The 14,815-nt window shown below is 66.8% G+C and carries 14 protein-coding genes; 1 reads left to right on the top strand and 13 read right to left on the bottom strand.

Translation table 11 applies throughout. The features are described 5' to 3' along the window. Positions 1-6: 6 nt before the first annotated feature. From ligD to RTU05_RS06345, 9 genes are all read right to left on the bottom strand, one after another. Entirely contained in the window at positions 7-2,571 is a 2,565-nt protein-coding gene (gene ligD / locus RTU05_RS06385) for a DNA ligase D (protein WP_312596684.1), read from the bottom strand. Between the two features lie 34 nt (positions 2,572-2,605). Next, the gene (locus tag RTU05_RS06380) at positions 2,606-3,349 is read right to left on the bottom strand and encodes an extensin family protein (protein ID WP_312596682.1); all 744 of its coding nucleotides are present in this window, start codon (positions 3,347-3,349) and stop codon (positions 2,606-2,608) included. A 55-nt stretch (positions 3,350-3,404) separates the two neighbouring features. Then, on the bottom strand, positions 3,405-3,584 hold the full coding sequence (locus RTU05_RS06375; RefSeq protein ID WP_312596681.1) for a DUF2256 domain-containing protein: 180 nt from the start codon (positions 3,582-3,584) through the stop codon (positions 3,405-3,407). Positions 3,585-3,636: 52 nt separating this feature from the next. Beyond that, entirely contained in the window at positions 3,637-5,580 is a 1,944-nt protein-coding gene (rpoD, locus tag RTU05_RS06370; RefSeq protein ID WP_312596679.1) for an RNA polymerase sigma factor RpoD, read from the bottom strand. Between the two features lie 75 nt (positions 5,581-5,655). Next, on the bottom strand, positions 5,656-5,982 hold the full coding sequence (locus RTU05_RS06365) for a hypothetical protein (RefSeq protein WP_312596677.1): 327 nt from the start codon (positions 5,980-5,982) through the stop codon (positions 5,656-5,658). Next, positions 5,979-6,374, bottom strand: coding sequence for a type II toxin-antitoxin system VapC family toxin (locus tag RTU05_RS06360; protein ID WP_312596675.1), 396 nt, complete (start codon positions 6,372-6,374; stop codon positions 5,979-5,981). Before RTU05_RS06360 ends, RTU05_RS06365 begins: the two co-directional genes overlap by 4 nt. An 8-nt stretch (positions 6,375-6,382) precedes the next feature. After that, the gene (locus RTU05_RS06355) at positions 6,383-6,514 is read right to left on the bottom strand and encodes a hypothetical protein (RefSeq protein ID WP_312596673.1); all 132 of its coding nucleotides are present in this window, start codon (positions 6,512-6,514) and stop codon (positions 6,383-6,385) included. A gap of 156 nt (positions 6,515-6,670) precedes the next feature. Further along, entirely contained in the window at positions 6,671-8,548 is a 1,878-nt protein-coding gene (gene dnaG, locus RTU05_RS06350) for a DNA primase (protein ID WP_312596671.1), read from the bottom strand. Between the two features lie 263 nt (positions 8,549-8,811). After that, the gene (locus tag RTU05_RS06345) at positions 8,812-9,645 is read right to left on the bottom strand and encodes an LD-carboxypeptidase (protein ID WP_312596669.1); all 834 of its coding nucleotides are present in this window, start codon (positions 9,643-9,645) and stop codon (positions 8,812-8,814) included. 157 nt (positions 9,646-9,802) lie between these two features. Between RTU05_RS06345 and murC the strand changes: the two genes are divergently transcribed. Continuing rightward, positions 9,803-11,197, top strand: a complete 1,395-nt coding sequence (gene murC / locus RTU05_RS06340; RefSeq protein WP_312596668.1) for a glutamate ligase domain-containing protein — start codon at positions 9,803-9,805, stop codon at positions 11,195-11,197. A 134-nt stretch (positions 11,198-11,331) separates the two neighbouring features. Here the strand turns inward: murC and RTU05_RS06335 are convergent, their stop codons facing one another. From RTU05_RS06335 to RTU05_RS06320, 4 genes are all read right to left on the bottom strand, one after another. Then, the gene (locus RTU05_RS06335; RefSeq protein ID WP_312596666.1) at positions 11,332-12,702 is read right to left on the bottom strand and encodes a sulfite reductase subunit alpha; all 1,371 of its coding nucleotides are present in this window, start codon (positions 12,700-12,702) and stop codon (positions 11,332-11,334) included. Continuing rightward, a complete protein-coding gene (locus tag RTU05_RS06330; RefSeq protein WP_312596664.1) occupies positions 12,699-13,808 on the bottom strand; it encodes an FAD:protein FMN transferase in 1,110 nt (369 codons plus the stop codon). The genes RTU05_RS06335 and RTU05_RS06330 overlap by 4 nt, the downstream gene beginning before the upstream one ends. A 9-nt stretch (positions 13,809-13,817) precedes the next feature. Further along, the gene (locus RTU05_RS06325; RefSeq protein WP_312596663.1) at positions 13,818-14,618 is read right to left on the bottom strand and encodes a DUF4198 domain-containing protein; all 801 of its coding nucleotides are present in this window, start codon (positions 14,616-14,618) and stop codon (positions 13,818-13,820) included. An 11-nt stretch (positions 14,619-14,629) separates the two neighbouring features. Further along, a partial coding sequence (locus tag RTU05_RS06320) for a DUF2271 domain-containing protein (RefSeq protein ID WP_312596661.1) occupies positions 14,630-14,815 on the bottom strand: 186 nt, incomplete at its 5' end.

The following is a 14,815-nucleotide window of genomic DNA, read 5'->3' as shown; positions in this document are numbered from 1 at the left end:
GCGGGGTCAGAGCATGCCCATCTTTTTCAGCCCCGGTTTCAAACTGACCGCTGCGGCCCGGAAATCCGCCCACGGGTCGGGCTTTTTCAGCAGCGTCTGATAGGTCCACAGGTTGAACGCCGCCGGGTGCAGACCGGCCCTCACCTGCCCCCACGACAGCGGAAACGCGATCCCCGCCCCCGGCCGTGCGCGCGGCGACCAGGGCGCCACCGCCGTCGCCATCCGTCCGTTCCGCAGATAGTCGATGAAGATCTTTCCGCCCCGCGCCTTCTTGGCCAGGGTCGTGGTGAACCGATCCGGCGCCTCGACGCGGATGGCCTCGGCCACCGCCTTGGCGAAAGCCTTGTTCTGATCCCAGGTGATGCGCGAGCGGGCGTCGCTCTTGATCGGCACGACGACGTGCAGCCCCTTGCCCCCGGTCGTCTTGACGAAGGCGGCCAGACCCAGCCCCTCGATCTTCGCCTTCACGACCTTGGCCGCCGCGATCACATCGGCGAAGTCTAGCCCCTCGTCCGGATCCAGGTCGAAGGTGATCTGCTCGGGGATTTCCGGCTGGCCGGGCGCACAGCCCCAAGGGTGAAGCTCCAGCCCGCCCGACTGGGCGATGGCGACCAGCCCGCCCACATCTACGGCGGCGACGTAAGGGGTGCGCGCTTTGACGTCGATCAGCTTAAGGCGCGGGTTCGACCCCGCCATGGCGTGCCGCTGGAAGAAGGTCTCGCCGCCGATCCCTTCGGGCGCGCGGATGATCGAGGTCGGCCGGTCTGCCACATGGGGCAAAATCCGCTCGGCGGCCGCCTCGTAATATCGGGCCAAGTCCGCCTTTGTGATCGCCGGCCGGTCGCCGAGCGCGGGCCACAGCACCTTGTCGGGGCTGGAGATGGTCACCCCCGCCACGACCACCTTGCCGGGCTTGCTGGCCGACCGCACCGTCGTCGTGGCCTTCTCGCCGTCGCCCATCTCCGTCGGCGATTGCGGCGCCTCGGTGACCTCGCCGGCCGTTTTGTCTTCTCGAAGACCCTTGAACGCCGCCTGCCGCAGCGAGCCGGATTCGGTATAGCCGCCATGCTCGACCTCGGCGACCAGCACCGGCTCGACCCAATGGATGTCCTTGGCCGCCTTTGGCGCGCCCGCCCCGGCGAAGGGCGACCTGTCCGCCGCCACGCCCCTCAGCGCCGGAACAAGCGTCTTCGTCACCGCCTCGCCATAGCCGGTCCCGACCCGGCCGAGATAGCGCAGGCCCTTCTTGTCGCGCACCCCGACCAGCAGCGAGCGAAACCGCGTCCCGCCCTCCGACGACCAGCCGCCGATCACCACCTCGTCACGCCCTCGGCATTTGGACTTCAGCCAGGTCGAGGATCGGCCCGCGTGATAGGGGGCGTCCAGCTTCTTGGAGATCACCCCCTCCAGATCCATCCGACAGGCGCTCTCCAGCACCGCCTGCCCGGTCGAGGCGAAATGTTCGACGTAGCGCAGCCTCGCTGTACCCGCCTTTCCGATCCTGTCCACATAGGCCTGCAGTCGCGCCTTGCGATGCGACAGCGGCAGCTTGCGCAAATCTTCCGCCCCCTCGAACAACAGGTCGAAGGCGAAATAGACCAGGCCGCCTGTCTTCTCGTCCGAGATCGCGGCTTGCAACGCGCCGAAGTCCGGCATGTGATCGTCGTCCAGGGCGCACAGCTCGCCGTCGATCACCGCATCGGGCCAGGTCGCCGCATCCGCCGCCAGATCCGGGAAACGGTCGCTCCAGTCCAGACCCTTGCGCGTCCGCAACACCGCCCGACCGCCGCCCACGCCGATCTGGATGCGATAGCCGTCGAACTTGATCTCGTGCGCCCAGCCCGCGCCGCCCGGCGGATGATCGGCGACCTTGCACAGCTGGATCGGCGCGAAGGCCGGCGGCGTCTTCGCCTTCGCCGCCGCCTTCGACGGCCGGGGCTTGGCCGGACTTTTACGCCCCGTCGGCTTGGACGCCGTCCATTCCTTGGTTCCGTCCGCGATCTCGGCCAGCGACCGCCCCGTCGTCACCGAGGCGTCGATCTCGGCCAGGGCGTCGCCCTCGCCCGCCACGGCGAAGTCATCCTTCTCCTTCAGCAGCAGCCAGTTGTTGCGCTTGGACGGCTTGCCCCGGTCGCTCTTCAACCGGATCAGCGCCCATTTGCCCTTCAGCCGCTCGCCGTGAAGGATCATCTTGATCTGACCCTTGGCCCAGGCCGCCGCCAGATCGGGCTCCTGCGGCTCCCAGGTGCCGACGTCCCACATCTGCACCGTGCCGGCGCCGTAGTTGCCGTCGGGGATCGTGCCCTCGAACGATCCGTAATCCAGCGGATGATCCTCGACCTCGACCGCCAGACGCTTCACCGCCGTGTCGCGCGACGGCGCCTTGGTCACGGCCCAGGATTTCAGCACCCCGTCCGCCTCGATGCGGAAATCATAATGCAGCCGCGTCGCCGCATGACGCTGGATAAGATAGCGGAAGCCGCCCTTCGCGCGCTTGCCCTTGGCGCCCTTCGGCTCCGGCGTTTCGCCGAACCGGCGCTTGGCCTGATAGGTCTTCAGTTCACCGCGCATAGGGGCGTAATCCGCCCCGCGCCAAAGCGTTGCCTCAGCGACAGAAGCGCGTGTCGGTCGCCTCCAGGTGCAGGTGGTCGTGATGGACGGCGTTGTAGTCGGGGCTCAGCGTCGTGCCGAAGATGCGGCAGGCGTCGTCGCGGATGCGGCGCAGGAATCGCGCCTCGGCCGTGTCGCCCGACCAGTCCCTGGTCACGGTGATGCGCCGCCCGTCCCTCAACCGCACCCCGGCGAAGTCGAGCGCCGCCGCCTGGGCATGGGCGCTGATCCGGTTCGACCCCACGCCGTTGTTCACGTTTCGACAGGCGTAAGCGCCCATATGATCGATCTGGACCACGTCCGAGCCCAGGATTTCGCGCGCCGCCGGCTCCAGCGACTGCCTGCGCCAAATGCTCAGCGCCAGCGCCGTCTGGCACGTCATCTCCACATCGCCCGGCGTCATGCGCGCCACCGTCCCCAGATCCGCGCCCAGCACTCCGCCCTGATGCAGGCCGCAGGTCGCGGTGTTCTGGCGATCCGGCACGGGGCTGAACCGCACGCGCGCGGCGTTCAACTCGGCCAGGCACCGGCCCAGATCGCTCCCCTCGCGCACGACCAGGGCCTGGGTCCCGCCGTCGATGGCCCGATCCACCAGCCCGCCGACCAGCGGGGCCTCCGTCCGCGACGGATAGGGCGAGGACGGCCGCAACGGCTCGGGCGGCCGCCGCACGCAACCACTGAGGACCAGCACGACGCCGAGGGCGATCAGAAGGGGCGACAGGCGTGAGGGGGATAGCATGGTCGGGACGCTATCTGATTCCCGCCTCCTCCGTGGTCACGACGCGGAGAGCCGCCTATCGGCGGTCTTCCGACGCCCCCTTGGCCCGGCATCGATCCGAGCAGAACCGCACCTGATCCCAGTCCCGCGCCCACTTCTTGCGCCATGTGAACGACAGCCCGCAGGCGACGCAGACCTTGGTCAAAAGATCGGCCTTGGCCGGCGCCGTGCCCAGATTGACGTGCTTTCGGGCCATGTCGCTCGCTCAACGAAAAAGGGCGGCCCCGTCGGAGCCGCCCCTGATCGTATCAGCTGTCCAGGAAGGACCGCAGTTTGCGCGACCGGGACGGGTGCTTCAGCTTGCGCAGCGCCTTGGCCTCGATCTGACGGATGCGTTCGCGGGTGACCGAGAACTGCTGGCCGACCTCTTCCAACGTGTGGTCGGTGTTCATGCCGATGCCGAAACGCATCCGCAGAACCCGCTCCTCGCGCGGCGTCAGCGAGGCCAGAACCCGCGTGGTGGTCTCACGCAGGTTCGACTGGATGGCGGCGTCGATGGGCAGGACGGCGTTCTTGTCCTCGATGAAGTCGCCCAGGTGGCTGTCTTCCTCGTCGCCGATAGGCGTTTCCAGAGAGATCGGCTCCTTGGCGATCTTCAGGACCTTGCGCACCTTCTCCAGCGGCATGGCCAGCTTTTCGGCCAGTTCTTCCGGCGTCGGCTCGCGGCCGATCTCATGCAGCATCTGGCGGCTGGTGCGGACGATCTTGTTGATCGTCTCGATCATGTGCACCGGGATGCGGATGGTGCGCGCCTGGTCGGCGATGGAGCGGGTGATCGCCTGACGGATCCACCAGGTGGCGTAGGTCGAGAACTTGTAGCCGCGCCGATACTCGAACTTGTCGACCGCCTTCATCAGACCGATGTTGCCTTCCTGAATCAGGTCCAGGAACTGCAGGCCGCGGTTGGTGTATTTCTTGGCGATGGAGATGACGAGGCGCAGGTTGGCCTCGACCATTTCCTTCTTGGCCTGGCGGGCTTCGCGTTCGCCCTTCTGCACCGTCTGGACGATGCGGCGATAGTCGTCGATGGGCAGGCCGGCTTCCAACGCCACGGCGGCGACGTCGGAACGGATAGTCGCGATCTGGCTGGCTTCGTTGTCGCTGAACTTGGTCCAGCGCACGCCCTGTTCCTTGATCCGCTCGGTCCAGGTCGGGTCCAGTTCGGCGCCGAAATAGGCCTTCAGGAACTCGGGCCGCGAAATGCCGTAGCTGTCGGCCAGACGCAGCAGGCGGCCTTCCAGACCGATCAGGCGCTTGTTGATCGCGTAAAGCTGCTCGACCAGCGCCTCGATGCGGTTGTTGTTCAGCTTCATCGTCTTCAGACGGTCCGAGATGGACAGCGTCAGCGCCTGATAGGCCTTCTCGTCCTTGGCGCTCAGGACCTCGCCCTTAAGACGCACCTGAACCAGCTTGTCCTGCAGAGCGCGGAAGGCGCCGAAGTCGGCGGCGATCAGATTCAGGACCTCCATCACCCCGTCGCGCAGCTCGGCTTCCAGCGCCGAGATGGACATGCCGCCGCCGTCGTCGAAGTCGTCGTCGTCCTCGTCGTCGGATTCAGGCTTCTCTTCCGCCGCTGGCTTTTCCTCGGCCTCGTCCTCCTCGCCCTCGGGCTGTTCGGCGCCGGGGACGGAAGACGGGTTCAGCACGCCATAGGTCGCGTCCAGGTCGATGACCTCGCGCAGCAGGATGCGGTTGTTCTCAAGCTCGTCGCGCCACACCATGATGGCCTCGAACGTCAGGGCGCTTTCGCACAGGCCCGAGATCATGGCGTCGCGACCGGCTTCGATCCGCTTGGCGATGGCGATTTCGCCCTCGCGGCTCAGCAGTTCGACCGAACCCATCTCGCGCAGATACATCCGCACCGGGTCGTCGGTGCGGTCATAGGCGGCCTTGGCCGGGGTTTCGGCGACGCCGGTGGAGGCGGCGGCGGCGACGTCGGTGGACTGCTGCTCCTGCGCGTCCTCTTCGGCCTCGACCACGTTGACGCCCATTTCCGACAGCATGGCCAGGGTGTCCTCGATCGCGTCGGGGGTCACCTCTTCGGACGGCAGGACCTTGTTCAGCTCCTCCATCGTCACATAGCCGCGCGCCTTGGCTTGCTTGATGAACTTCTTGACGCCGGCGTCGGTCAGATCGAGCAGGGGCCCGTCGGTCGAAACCTCGGCGTCCTGCGTCTCGGTCTGTGCGTTCATAGTCAGTCTGTCTCCAGCCGGAGGGGGTGATCAATCCGCCCCGGCGAAAAATACAATGCCTGGCGAGGCGTAAGGTTACGCGCCCGCGCTGTCTTCCCAAATCGTCCCGGCTTTGATCGCACGGCGAAGCGCATCCCGCTCGGCCTTCAGCCGGCGGAACGCCTCATCCTGCCCAGGCACGCCACGCGCCTGGGACAAGGCGTCCTCCAACGCCGCTACGCGGGTTGAAGCGTCGAACGCCTGCGACCATCGGACCCTTGCCTCGGCGAGGGGCGCATTTGCGGCCAGGAATGGCGCGCCGGACTTCGCCGCCGCCTTCTCGACCTCGCGCACTAAGGCATCATGACCCGATTGCGCCAGATGGCGTCGCAGGGCGGCGGAGTCAAGGCGCGCCCGCGTCAATCGTCGCGCAACCAGTTTTCGACCCGCAGACCGGGCACACGCGAGAACTCGCGTTCATTGTCGGTGACGAGGATGCAATCTAGCGCCAAGGCATGAGCGGCGATCAGCAGGTCATTGGCGCCGATAGGCTGACCACTTTTGTGCAAATCGGCGCGAATGTCGCCATACACCTGATCGGCCGGCGCATCCCAAGCCCTGACCGACAAGCCAGAAAGCACCCTGTCTAACTGAGCGGCCAAGCGCGCCGAGCCAGACTTGGCGACACCAAACCTCAACTCGGCGACGACAATCAAGCTGACGCAGATATCGCCTGTGCCGACCATAGCCATACGCTGCCCGACTGGACCTAGCGGATCATACATCAGGTCCGACACCGCATTGGTGTCCAGCATATAGCCGCTCAAAGATCGACCGGCTCAGGCAGAGGATCGTTGATCGAGTCGAGGCGCTCTTCGAGAGGCTCCATCGTCGCCAACACGGAGAGCAACCGCTCGACCGATCCCAAGGCAGGTCCGGCTTGTTCGATGATCAACCGCCCGCCTTCCTGACGAACCACCGCGTCGGTTGGGACTGACACGCCGCTGGGCAGATGGACGACCTGATGGTCGCCGTCTCGCGTGATCCTGACAGGTTGAGAACCATCCATAGTTTGATCCTAACCTATACAGCGCCAACACCCAACGACTTGTCAGTGCAAGGTGGCCGTATCTGTCCAGATTTCGCCGCTGGATATGAAGCGGTCCAAGGCGTCACGTTGTCCCTTCAAACCAATGAACGCCTGGCTATCGAAGCTTTCCTCGGACTTCATTTCATTCATCGCTCGACTGAGCGCCATGGACTGAAGCAGGACATCCACTGCGCGGCTCAATCCCGCCGCTGCAACTTCAAGCGATGCGGCGCTGTCCAAAAACGGGGCATGGGCTATTGCGGCAGTGCGGTCTATCCGCCTGAGCGTTTCCTCATGTCCCATTGCCAATAGTCGTGACCTCAGCAGACCATTGCTCATCGCCTGCGCTTCATAGGTCAGCCTCACGAGATCGCTGACCAAACGATCAAGGCCGACGTCGCCGAAGCTTTGGGTCGCTAATGTTTCGCCACGTTCATTGACGGTGTCAGGATGAGCGATCAGACCTTCCACAATGGCAGCCAAGACCGGACGAGGCGCACGCGCCAAGGTGATGGCAGCAGCGCGCGCCTCCGGCGTCACGTCCATGATCGGAGCCATCGATCGAGCTTTTCGGTCCCTGTAAATGACCCTATTCGCGGCTCTTTTTTCTTCAGGTGAAGGGCGAACCCGCTGATAGAAGGCACCTACGAGAAAGTCTTTGTAGGTCCTAGCCAAGTCGGGATCGGCGATGGTCGCTGCTGCTTTACGTAACCGAACCAGAAGACCCGCTTCCTTCTCGGGCGTATCGAGAGCCCCAACCTCGGCCATCTCCCGGTCGAGCAGCATTCGCGAAAATGGAGTGGTTACACCCATCGCTTCACGCAGCGCCGGCGCACCTTTCTCCCTCAACATATCATCTGGGTCTTGCCCGCCGGTCAGCGTCACAAACCGAAAGCTGCGTTCAGGCTTCAAAAGCGGCAGTGCGCGTTCCACAGCACGGAAGGCTGCCCTTTGCCCTGCCGGATCGCCATCAAAACAAAGGATAGGTTCCGAGCTGACTCGCCATAGCAGCGCCATCTGCTCCTCGGTCAGGGCCGTGCCCATTGGCGCGACGGCCGGCAGGCCCGCGCGCTGGCAGGCGATGACGTCCATATAGCCCTCGACCACGATGATGGCCTGGTCGTTCTTGGATTCCGCCCCCAGAATGCGCCGCGCCTCGGGCAGGCCGTAGAGGGTCGCCCCCTTGTGAAACAGCGGGCTTTCCGGGCCGTTCAGATATTTGGCCCGGTCATCGGGGTTCATCGCCCGGCCGCCGAAGCTGACGGTCCGCCCGCGCGCATCCAGGATGGGGAACATCAGCCGGTCGCGGAAGCGGTCATAGGGCTGGCCGCCGCTCTCGGGCGCGATCAACAGCCCGGCCTCAACGAGGTCAGCGGGCTTGGCGCCGCGCTGGATCAGCGCCTGCTTCAGCCCCTCGCGGTCATTGGGCGCATAGCCCAGGCCGAACCGCTCCCACTGATCCTCGGGCAGGCCGCGCTTTTCCAGATATTCCCGCGCCGCCTTGCCGGGCGTGCGGCGCAGGTTGGCGGCGAACCATTTCTGGGCCAGGTCCATCCAGTCCGACAGACCCGCCCGCTTCTGCTCGCGCTCGGCCTCCTTGGGGTCTTCGGCGGGAAGCTGCATCCCCGCCTCTCCCGCCAGCCGCTGCACCGCCTCGACGAAGCTGAGCCGTTCCGTCTCCTGCAGGAAACTGATGATGTCGCCGTGCTTGCCGGACGAGAAGTCGTGAAAGAAGCCTTTGTCGTCATTGACGAAAAACGACGGCGACTTCTCCTTCGAGAAGGGCGACAGGCCCACGTATTCGCGACCCTGACGTTTCAGCTTCACCGTCCGCCCGATCACGTCGGACGGCCGAAGGCGGGCCTTCAGTTCATCGATGAATCTTTCGTCGAAACGCACCCGGCGATCCTTAGGGCCTGCGGGCCTCTGCGTCGATATCGGGCCGATCAGGCGGTCCGTCCAGTCATCCCCCGATAGCCGAACGAACCGCCGCATCGCAGAAGGCGTAAACCGCAGCGTCCCCCAACGCCTTGGCTTAACGAAGTCCTAACGCCTCGCGGACCCGCATCTGACGTCGAGAGCCCGCCGCTGTCGAGAGGCCGACAAGCTTCACCGTAACGATCAAGGCAAGACTGTGTCTTTTGCGCCGCGCACGGTTTGACTCAACGCGGACCGAAAGGAACGATCTTGTTGGCGCCGTCGTGCCCGATATCGGCCGATCCCAGGTAGGCTATGCCCGACCTCAGGCACCAGTATCGAACGATCTCTTCCGGCGTTTGCCCAAAATCGGGATCATTCTCCGGAATGTCGGAGACGCGCCCGAGGCGAATTCCCGCGACCCGCTTCATACTGTCCTGCCCCGTCAGATGAAACATCATGCGGTCGATGCGATAAGCGGCCTCGGCCACCTCCTCCAGCATCAGCACATGGCCGGTCAGGTCCGGCTCCAGAACCGTGCCGAGCAGTTGGTCGATGATGGTCAGGTTGAAGGCGACGGCGGGACGCGGATCATCGGCCAGCGACGGTTCGATCCAGTCGCCGCGCCCGGTGGTCAGCCAGGCGACGGCGCCCGCAGCCGTCTCGTCATGGCGCACGGAATCCGAGGCCATCGGCCCGTGGGCCAGATGCTGGAACCCGGCCTTGTACATTCCGGCCAACAGACTGCCGGCGTCGGAATAGCCGAGATAGCGTTTCTTGCGGGCTGTGGCGTTCAGCCGGGGAATGACGGATTCTGCGATGCGGCAAGACCCGTATCCACCGCGTGCGAACCAGATGGCGTCGATGCGCGGGTCATTGGCGAATTCGACAAAAGCGTCGGCCCGCGCCCGGTCGTCGCCCGCGAAATGGCCGTGCTTAAGGAAACAGGCGGGATGAAAGACCACCGCCACATCGCCGTCGGGATGGTGTTGGGCGAACCAGGTGTTGACGGCGTCCGCCCGTTCTCGGGAAAAGCGCGAACTGGCGCAGACGACGCCGATCTTGAACTTCCGGCTCACGCCTCCGCCTCCCGCGCGCCCTGAATCCCCTTTTGCGGGTCGATCATCGCCAATGCGGTCTTGCGGGGATCGCGTTCCGGGGCCACGACGTCTCCTGACGGATTCATTTGCACTTGCAGGCGCCGCCGTCGGGCGCCGACGGCATTCCTATCGCACCATGACCGACAGCGCCTCCTACTTCTTCTGCGGCATCGGCGGATCGGGGATGCTGCCCCTGGCCATGATCGTCCAGGCGCGCGGGAACGCCATCGAAGGCTCCGACCGCGCCCTGGATCAGGGCCGCACGCCCGAGAAATTCGACTGGCTGCGCGCGCACGGCGTGACCCTGCATCCGCAAGACGGATCGGGCGTCACCCGCGCCAGCCAGCAGGTCATCGCCACCGGCGCCATCGAGGAGACGGTGCCCGACATCGGCGCGGCCCGCCGCGTCGGCGCCCCGATCCAGACCCGGCCCGAACTGCTGAGCCAGTTGTTCAACGCCGCCCAGACCTCGGTCGGCGTGGCCGGCACGAGCGGCAAATCCACCATCACCGGCATGATCGCCTGGATTCTGCATCAGACCGGCCGCAACCCGACCGTCGTGAACGGGGCGGTGATGAAGAACTTCGCCGATGCCGACCATCCGTTCGCCAGCGCCCTGATCGGAGGACCGGATCTGTTCCTGGCGGAGGTGGACGAAAGCGACGGCTCCATCGCCCGCTACGACCCAACTGTCGCGGTCGTCTCCAACATCTCGCTGGACCATAAGTCGATGGAGGAGTTGCGCGACCTGTTCGGCGGCTTCACCGCACGGGCGGCGACGGCGGTGCTGAACCTGGACAACCCCGAGACGGCGGCCCTGGCCCAGACGCTTGCGCCCGGCAAGGCCATCACCTTCGGCCTGGGCGAGGAAAAGGCCGACCTGTCCGCCCACGACCTGCAGCCCCTGCCGACGGGAATGAAGTTCCGCCTGATCGAGGGCTGGAGCGAATATGACGCCGTGCTGAACGTGCCCGGCGCCCATAATGTCGCCAATGCTCTGGCGGCGCTGGGCGCGGTCAAGGCGCTGGGCGTGCCGGTGGGCGAGGCGGTCAAGGCGCTGGAGACCTTCGCCGGCATCCGCCGCCGCATGGAGGTGGTCGGCACGGCGAACGGCATCACCGTCATCGACGACTTCGCCCATAACCCGGACAAGATCGCCGCCACGCTGAAGACGCTGCACGCCTTCGACGGCCGGTTGCTGATCCTGTTTCAGCCGCACGGGTTCGGCCCGCTGAAGCTGATGAAGACCGAGTTCACCGAGGGCTTCGCCGGTCTGATGCGCCCAGACGACGTGCTGCTGATGCCCGAGCCGGTCTATTACGGCGGCACCACCGACCGCAGCGTGGGGTCGCAGGACATCGCCTCCGGCGTCCGCGCCGCCGGCCGCCAGGCCGAGGCCCTGCAGACGCGCGGGGACTGCGGCGACCGGATCTTGGCGATCGCCAAGCCGGGCGACCGGATCATCGTTATGGGCGCGCGCGACGACACCCTGTCCACATTCGCGGCCGAGCTATTGGATCGACTGAAATAACCGTTCATCCCGGCGAAAGCCGGGACCCAGTCCTTTCGCAAGCCATGACGCCTAGGATCGACAGCTTGCCAGACGCATCGGGCTTGAGCATCCAAAGCGCTGGGTCCCGGCTTTCGCCGGGATGAGCGGAAACGTCAGTAAACGTCGCGGCGGTAGCGTCCACCTTCCAGCATGGTCAGCACCACGTCCGCGCCCAGCGCGCTTTCCAGCGCGGCATGCACGCCTTGCGACATCCCTTCCAGGCTGCCGCACACATAGATCGCCGCACCGCGCGCGACCCAGGCACGCAGTTCGTCGGCTGTAGCCGCGACGAGGTCCTGCACATACCGCCCGTCGCCGGGATCGCGCGAGAAGCTCCGGTTCAGCCGCTTCAGCACGCCCGAAGCCAGCCAGGCCTGAAGCTCCGCATCGAAGAAGGCGTCGTGCGCCTGGGTTCGTTCGCCGAACAGCAGCCAGGCTCCGCCCGTCGCCGTCCGCGCCTTCAGATGCGCCCGCAGGCCCGCGATGCCGGTGCCGTTGCCGATCAGAATCATCGGCGTGGCGTCATCCGGACCATGGAAGCTGCGGTTGGGGCGTAACCGCATCCCGATCTCGTCGCCGAGCGCCAATCCTTGCGTCAGCCAGCCCGAGGCCAGGCCGGGCGTCCCGTCGGGATGGCGCATCAGGCGGATCAGGAACTCCACCCGGCCGTCCGACGGCAGGGAGGCGATGGAATATTCGCGCGAGCCGGGCGTGGCGCCGTCCCGCTCCGGCAGGCCGATCTCGGCGATGTCGCCGGCCGACCAATGGGGCGCCTCGCCCACGGCCTCGAACGCCAGATGCCAGGCCTCGCCGCCCGGACTGCCGGGATTGACCAGCGTCCGTTCGACCAGCCGCCAGGGGTCGTAGGCCGGCGGGGTCCAGTCGGGGGCCGTCACGCTGCCGGTGATCTGGTTCAGCTGATGCTGCCAGTGACGGATGGCGCCGGCCTCGCCATTGTCGACCTCGACCATGTCGAACAGGGGTTCGGCGCCCGCGCGCCGCAGCCAGCCGTCCACCGCATGGCCGAAGCCGCAGAACTGGTCATAGCTGCGGTCGCCCAGGGCCAGCAGGCCGAACCGCAGGGAGCCTAGTTCGGCGCCGACCGTCATCGTCTTCCTGACGAAACGGGCGGCGGTGTCGGGCGGATCGCCCTCCCCCGTCGTGGAGACGATCAGCAAGGCCCGGTCCGCCGTCTTCAGCGTCTCAATATCCAGATCGGCGAAGGACAGCACCCGCGCACCCACGCCGCCGTCGCCCAGCGCCCGCGCCGTCATCCAGGCCAGTTCCTCGGCAAAGCCCGTCTGGCTGGCGAAGGCGACCAGGATGGGCCGTCCCTGCCCCGATCCACCCGAAGCCATGGCGTCGGAGCGAGCGCGGGCCAGGGTCGCCGCGCGCCGTTCGCGCCAGACCGTCACGGCGATCAGGGCCAGCCAAAGCACAACCGCCCCGACCGCCCACAGCCAGCGCTGCGGATCGGCTGTCACCCCGGCCGATCTCCGTCGGGATCGTCCATCATGGCGGCGAAGGCCGGCGTCATCCGCTCGACCGGCCCGCGCTCGGTGCGCTCGACGAAGTGGGCGGCCAGACCTGCCGCCTCGGCGTAGTCCGGCCCTTCGAACGGCCCCATGACCGTCAAGGCCGTGGCGTAGGCGTCCGCCATCATGGCCGAGGCGTGCAGGACGGTGACGGAGGTCAGGTTGCTGTTGACCGGACGGCCGGTCGAGCCGTCCAGAGTGTGGGGATAAAGCCGCCCGTCATGCACGAAGGCGCGGCGGTAATCGCCGCTGGTCGCCACGGCCAGGTCGAACAGGGCCGCCACCGTGCGCGGCGCGGGGCTGTCCTCGACGCGCTCGATCTCGACCCACCAGGGCTGGGCATCCGGCTTGACGCCGCGCCCCTTCAGCTCGCCGCCGATCTCGATCAGGTGAGAGGTCGCCCCCATGGCCGTCAGCCGGTCCGACACCCGGTCCACCGCATGGCCCTTGGCGATGCCGGAGAAGTCCAGCTTCATCCCGCCCATCTGCATAACGCCGCGCGCATCGGGATTCAGCCGCAGCTTTTGCCAGCCGGACACCGCCATGGCCGCCGCGATCTCTTCCTCGGACGGCATGGGCAGCAGGGCCGAGCGCGGTCCGGGCGGCCCGAACCCCCACAGATCCACCAGCGCGCCCAGGGTCGGATCGACCGCCCCGTTCGTCTCGTCGCCCAGGGTCATGGCCGCATCCAGCAGATCCCAGAACGGCTGGGACACCGCCCAGAAGCCGGCCGGCGCGGTGTTGAAGCGGCTGATCTCGCTGGACGGCTCCCACGGGCTGAACAGGCCGACGACGGCCGCCAGTTCCTGCTCGACGGCGTCGCGAACGGCCGCTTCGCCGACGCCGGGCGGGGCGATGACGCGCGCGCTCCAGGTCGTGCCCATGGTCTGGCCGTCCAGCGCATGGATCAGATCGCTGGGCGGACGCGGCGGCGCGCCCTCGATCAGGGGCACCAGGACGCGATTGTCGGCCCGGTCCGCAAGCGGACCGGGCTCGCCGATGACGACGGCGGAGGGCGCGGCGCGAGAACCGCGCGAGAAGGGGGTGTCGGACATCCCGCTCGCTTAGGGCAGGACTTCCACCGACGCCACATAGCTGGCGCTGGACCCGAGCGTTTGGCCCTGCCCCGCCGTGCGGACCGAGGCGTTCAGCCAATACATGCCGGCTGCCGGCCATGTGATGGTGAAGGCGCCGTCGGCGCCGGTCGTCACCGTCGATTCCTCGGGATTGTCGCGATAACGGATCGCCCCACGCGCCACCGTGACCTCGAGGCCCGAAGCCGGCTGGCCGTTGTTCAGCAGCTTGAAGGTGGCCGGCTCGCCCGCGACCAGATCGTTGGGGTGGGTGACGGGAACCAGCTCCAGCCCCTCGCCGGTCGTCTTGAAGACCGTTTCGGTGGGGTTGTTCAGGGTGACGAAGGTCTCGATCCGGCTGGCGGTGCGGGTCGCCTGGACGTCGGTCGCGCCCGCCGGCAGGGCGGCGGGGTATTCGGCGGCGGTCCCGCGCCAGCGCTTCTGCTCGCCGTTCAGCTTGTAGCTGGCCATCACGCCGCTCATGACATTGGCGATCTTGTAGGTGCCGTTCTGCGTCAGATGGACGTCGAAGGTGGAACGATACTGACCCTGCATCGCGTGTTCGGGCTGAACCGCCGAACCGTCCGGCGCCGTGATGGTCAGGCCAGTCATCCGCATGGCGGCGTGGTCGGGGTCGAATACCTTGTTGGACATGCCGGCGTCGAAGCCGACCCAGGCGTCGGTTCCCGACAGGGTGGTGGCGGTCGGCGCCATCCAGGCGCGGTGGGCCTGGGCCGCCATCGGCGCCGCCAGGGCGGCGGCGAGCGTCAGAAGGGCGATCGTCTTCTTCATGGTCGTGATCCTCAGCGAGAGACGGCGACGCGCACGGCGCCCAGTTCGGTGGAGCCGGTTCCGGCGCCGGTGTTCGCCGCGCCCCAGCGGAAGGGCACGCGCACGACCTCGCGGCCGCCCAGTTCGCGGGCCGCCTCGACGACGATGTTGTACTGGCCCGGCTGCAGGCCGGCCAGGCGCGCGCCCGGCACGGTGAC

It is taken from the genome of Brevundimonas sp. (assembly GCF_032017145.1).
GTDB lineage: Bacteria > Pseudomonadota > Alphaproteobacteria > Caulobacterales > Caulobacteraceae > Brevundimonas.
The sequence above is the reverse complement of the archived record's forward strand: the minus strand, read 5'-3'. Positions and strand labels throughout refer to the sequence as shown.

What these genes read in the sequence shown, in the direction of transcription:
- RTU05_RS06325 (WP_312596663.1), bottom strand. Translation starts at nt 14,618, where the DNA reads ATGAAGAAGACGATCGCCCTTCTGACGCTCGCCGCCGCCCTGGCGGCG.
- ligD (WP_312596684.1), bottom strand. Translation starts at nt 2,571, where the DNA reads ATGCGCGGTGAACTGAAGACCTATCAGGCCAAGCGCCGGTTCGGCGAA.
- RTU05_RS06375 (WP_312596681.1), bottom strand. Translation starts at nt 3,584, where the DNA reads ATGGCCCGAAAGCACGTCAATCTGGGCACGGCGCCGGCCAAGGCCGAT.
- RTU05_RS06380 (WP_312596682.1), bottom strand. Translation starts at nt 3,349, where the DNA reads ATGCTATCCCCCTCACGCCTGTCGCCCCTTCTGATCGCCCTCGGCGTC.
- rpoD (WP_312596679.1), bottom strand. Translation starts at nt 5,580, where the DNA reads ATGAACGCACAGACCGAGACGCAGGACGCCGAGGTTTCGACCGACGGG.
- murC (WP_312596668.1), top strand. Translation starts at nt 9,803, where the DNA reads ATGACCGACAGCGCCTCCTACTTCTTCTGCGGCATCGGCGGATCGGGG.
- RTU05_RS06330 (WP_312596664.1), bottom strand. Translation starts at nt 13,808, where the DNA reads ATGTCCGACACCCCCTTCTCGCGCGGTTCTCGCGCCGCGCCCTCCGCC.
- RTU05_RS06360 (WP_312596675.1), bottom strand. Translation starts at nt 6,374, where the DNA reads ATGCTGGACACCAATGCGGTGTCGGACCTGATGTATGATCCGCTAGGT.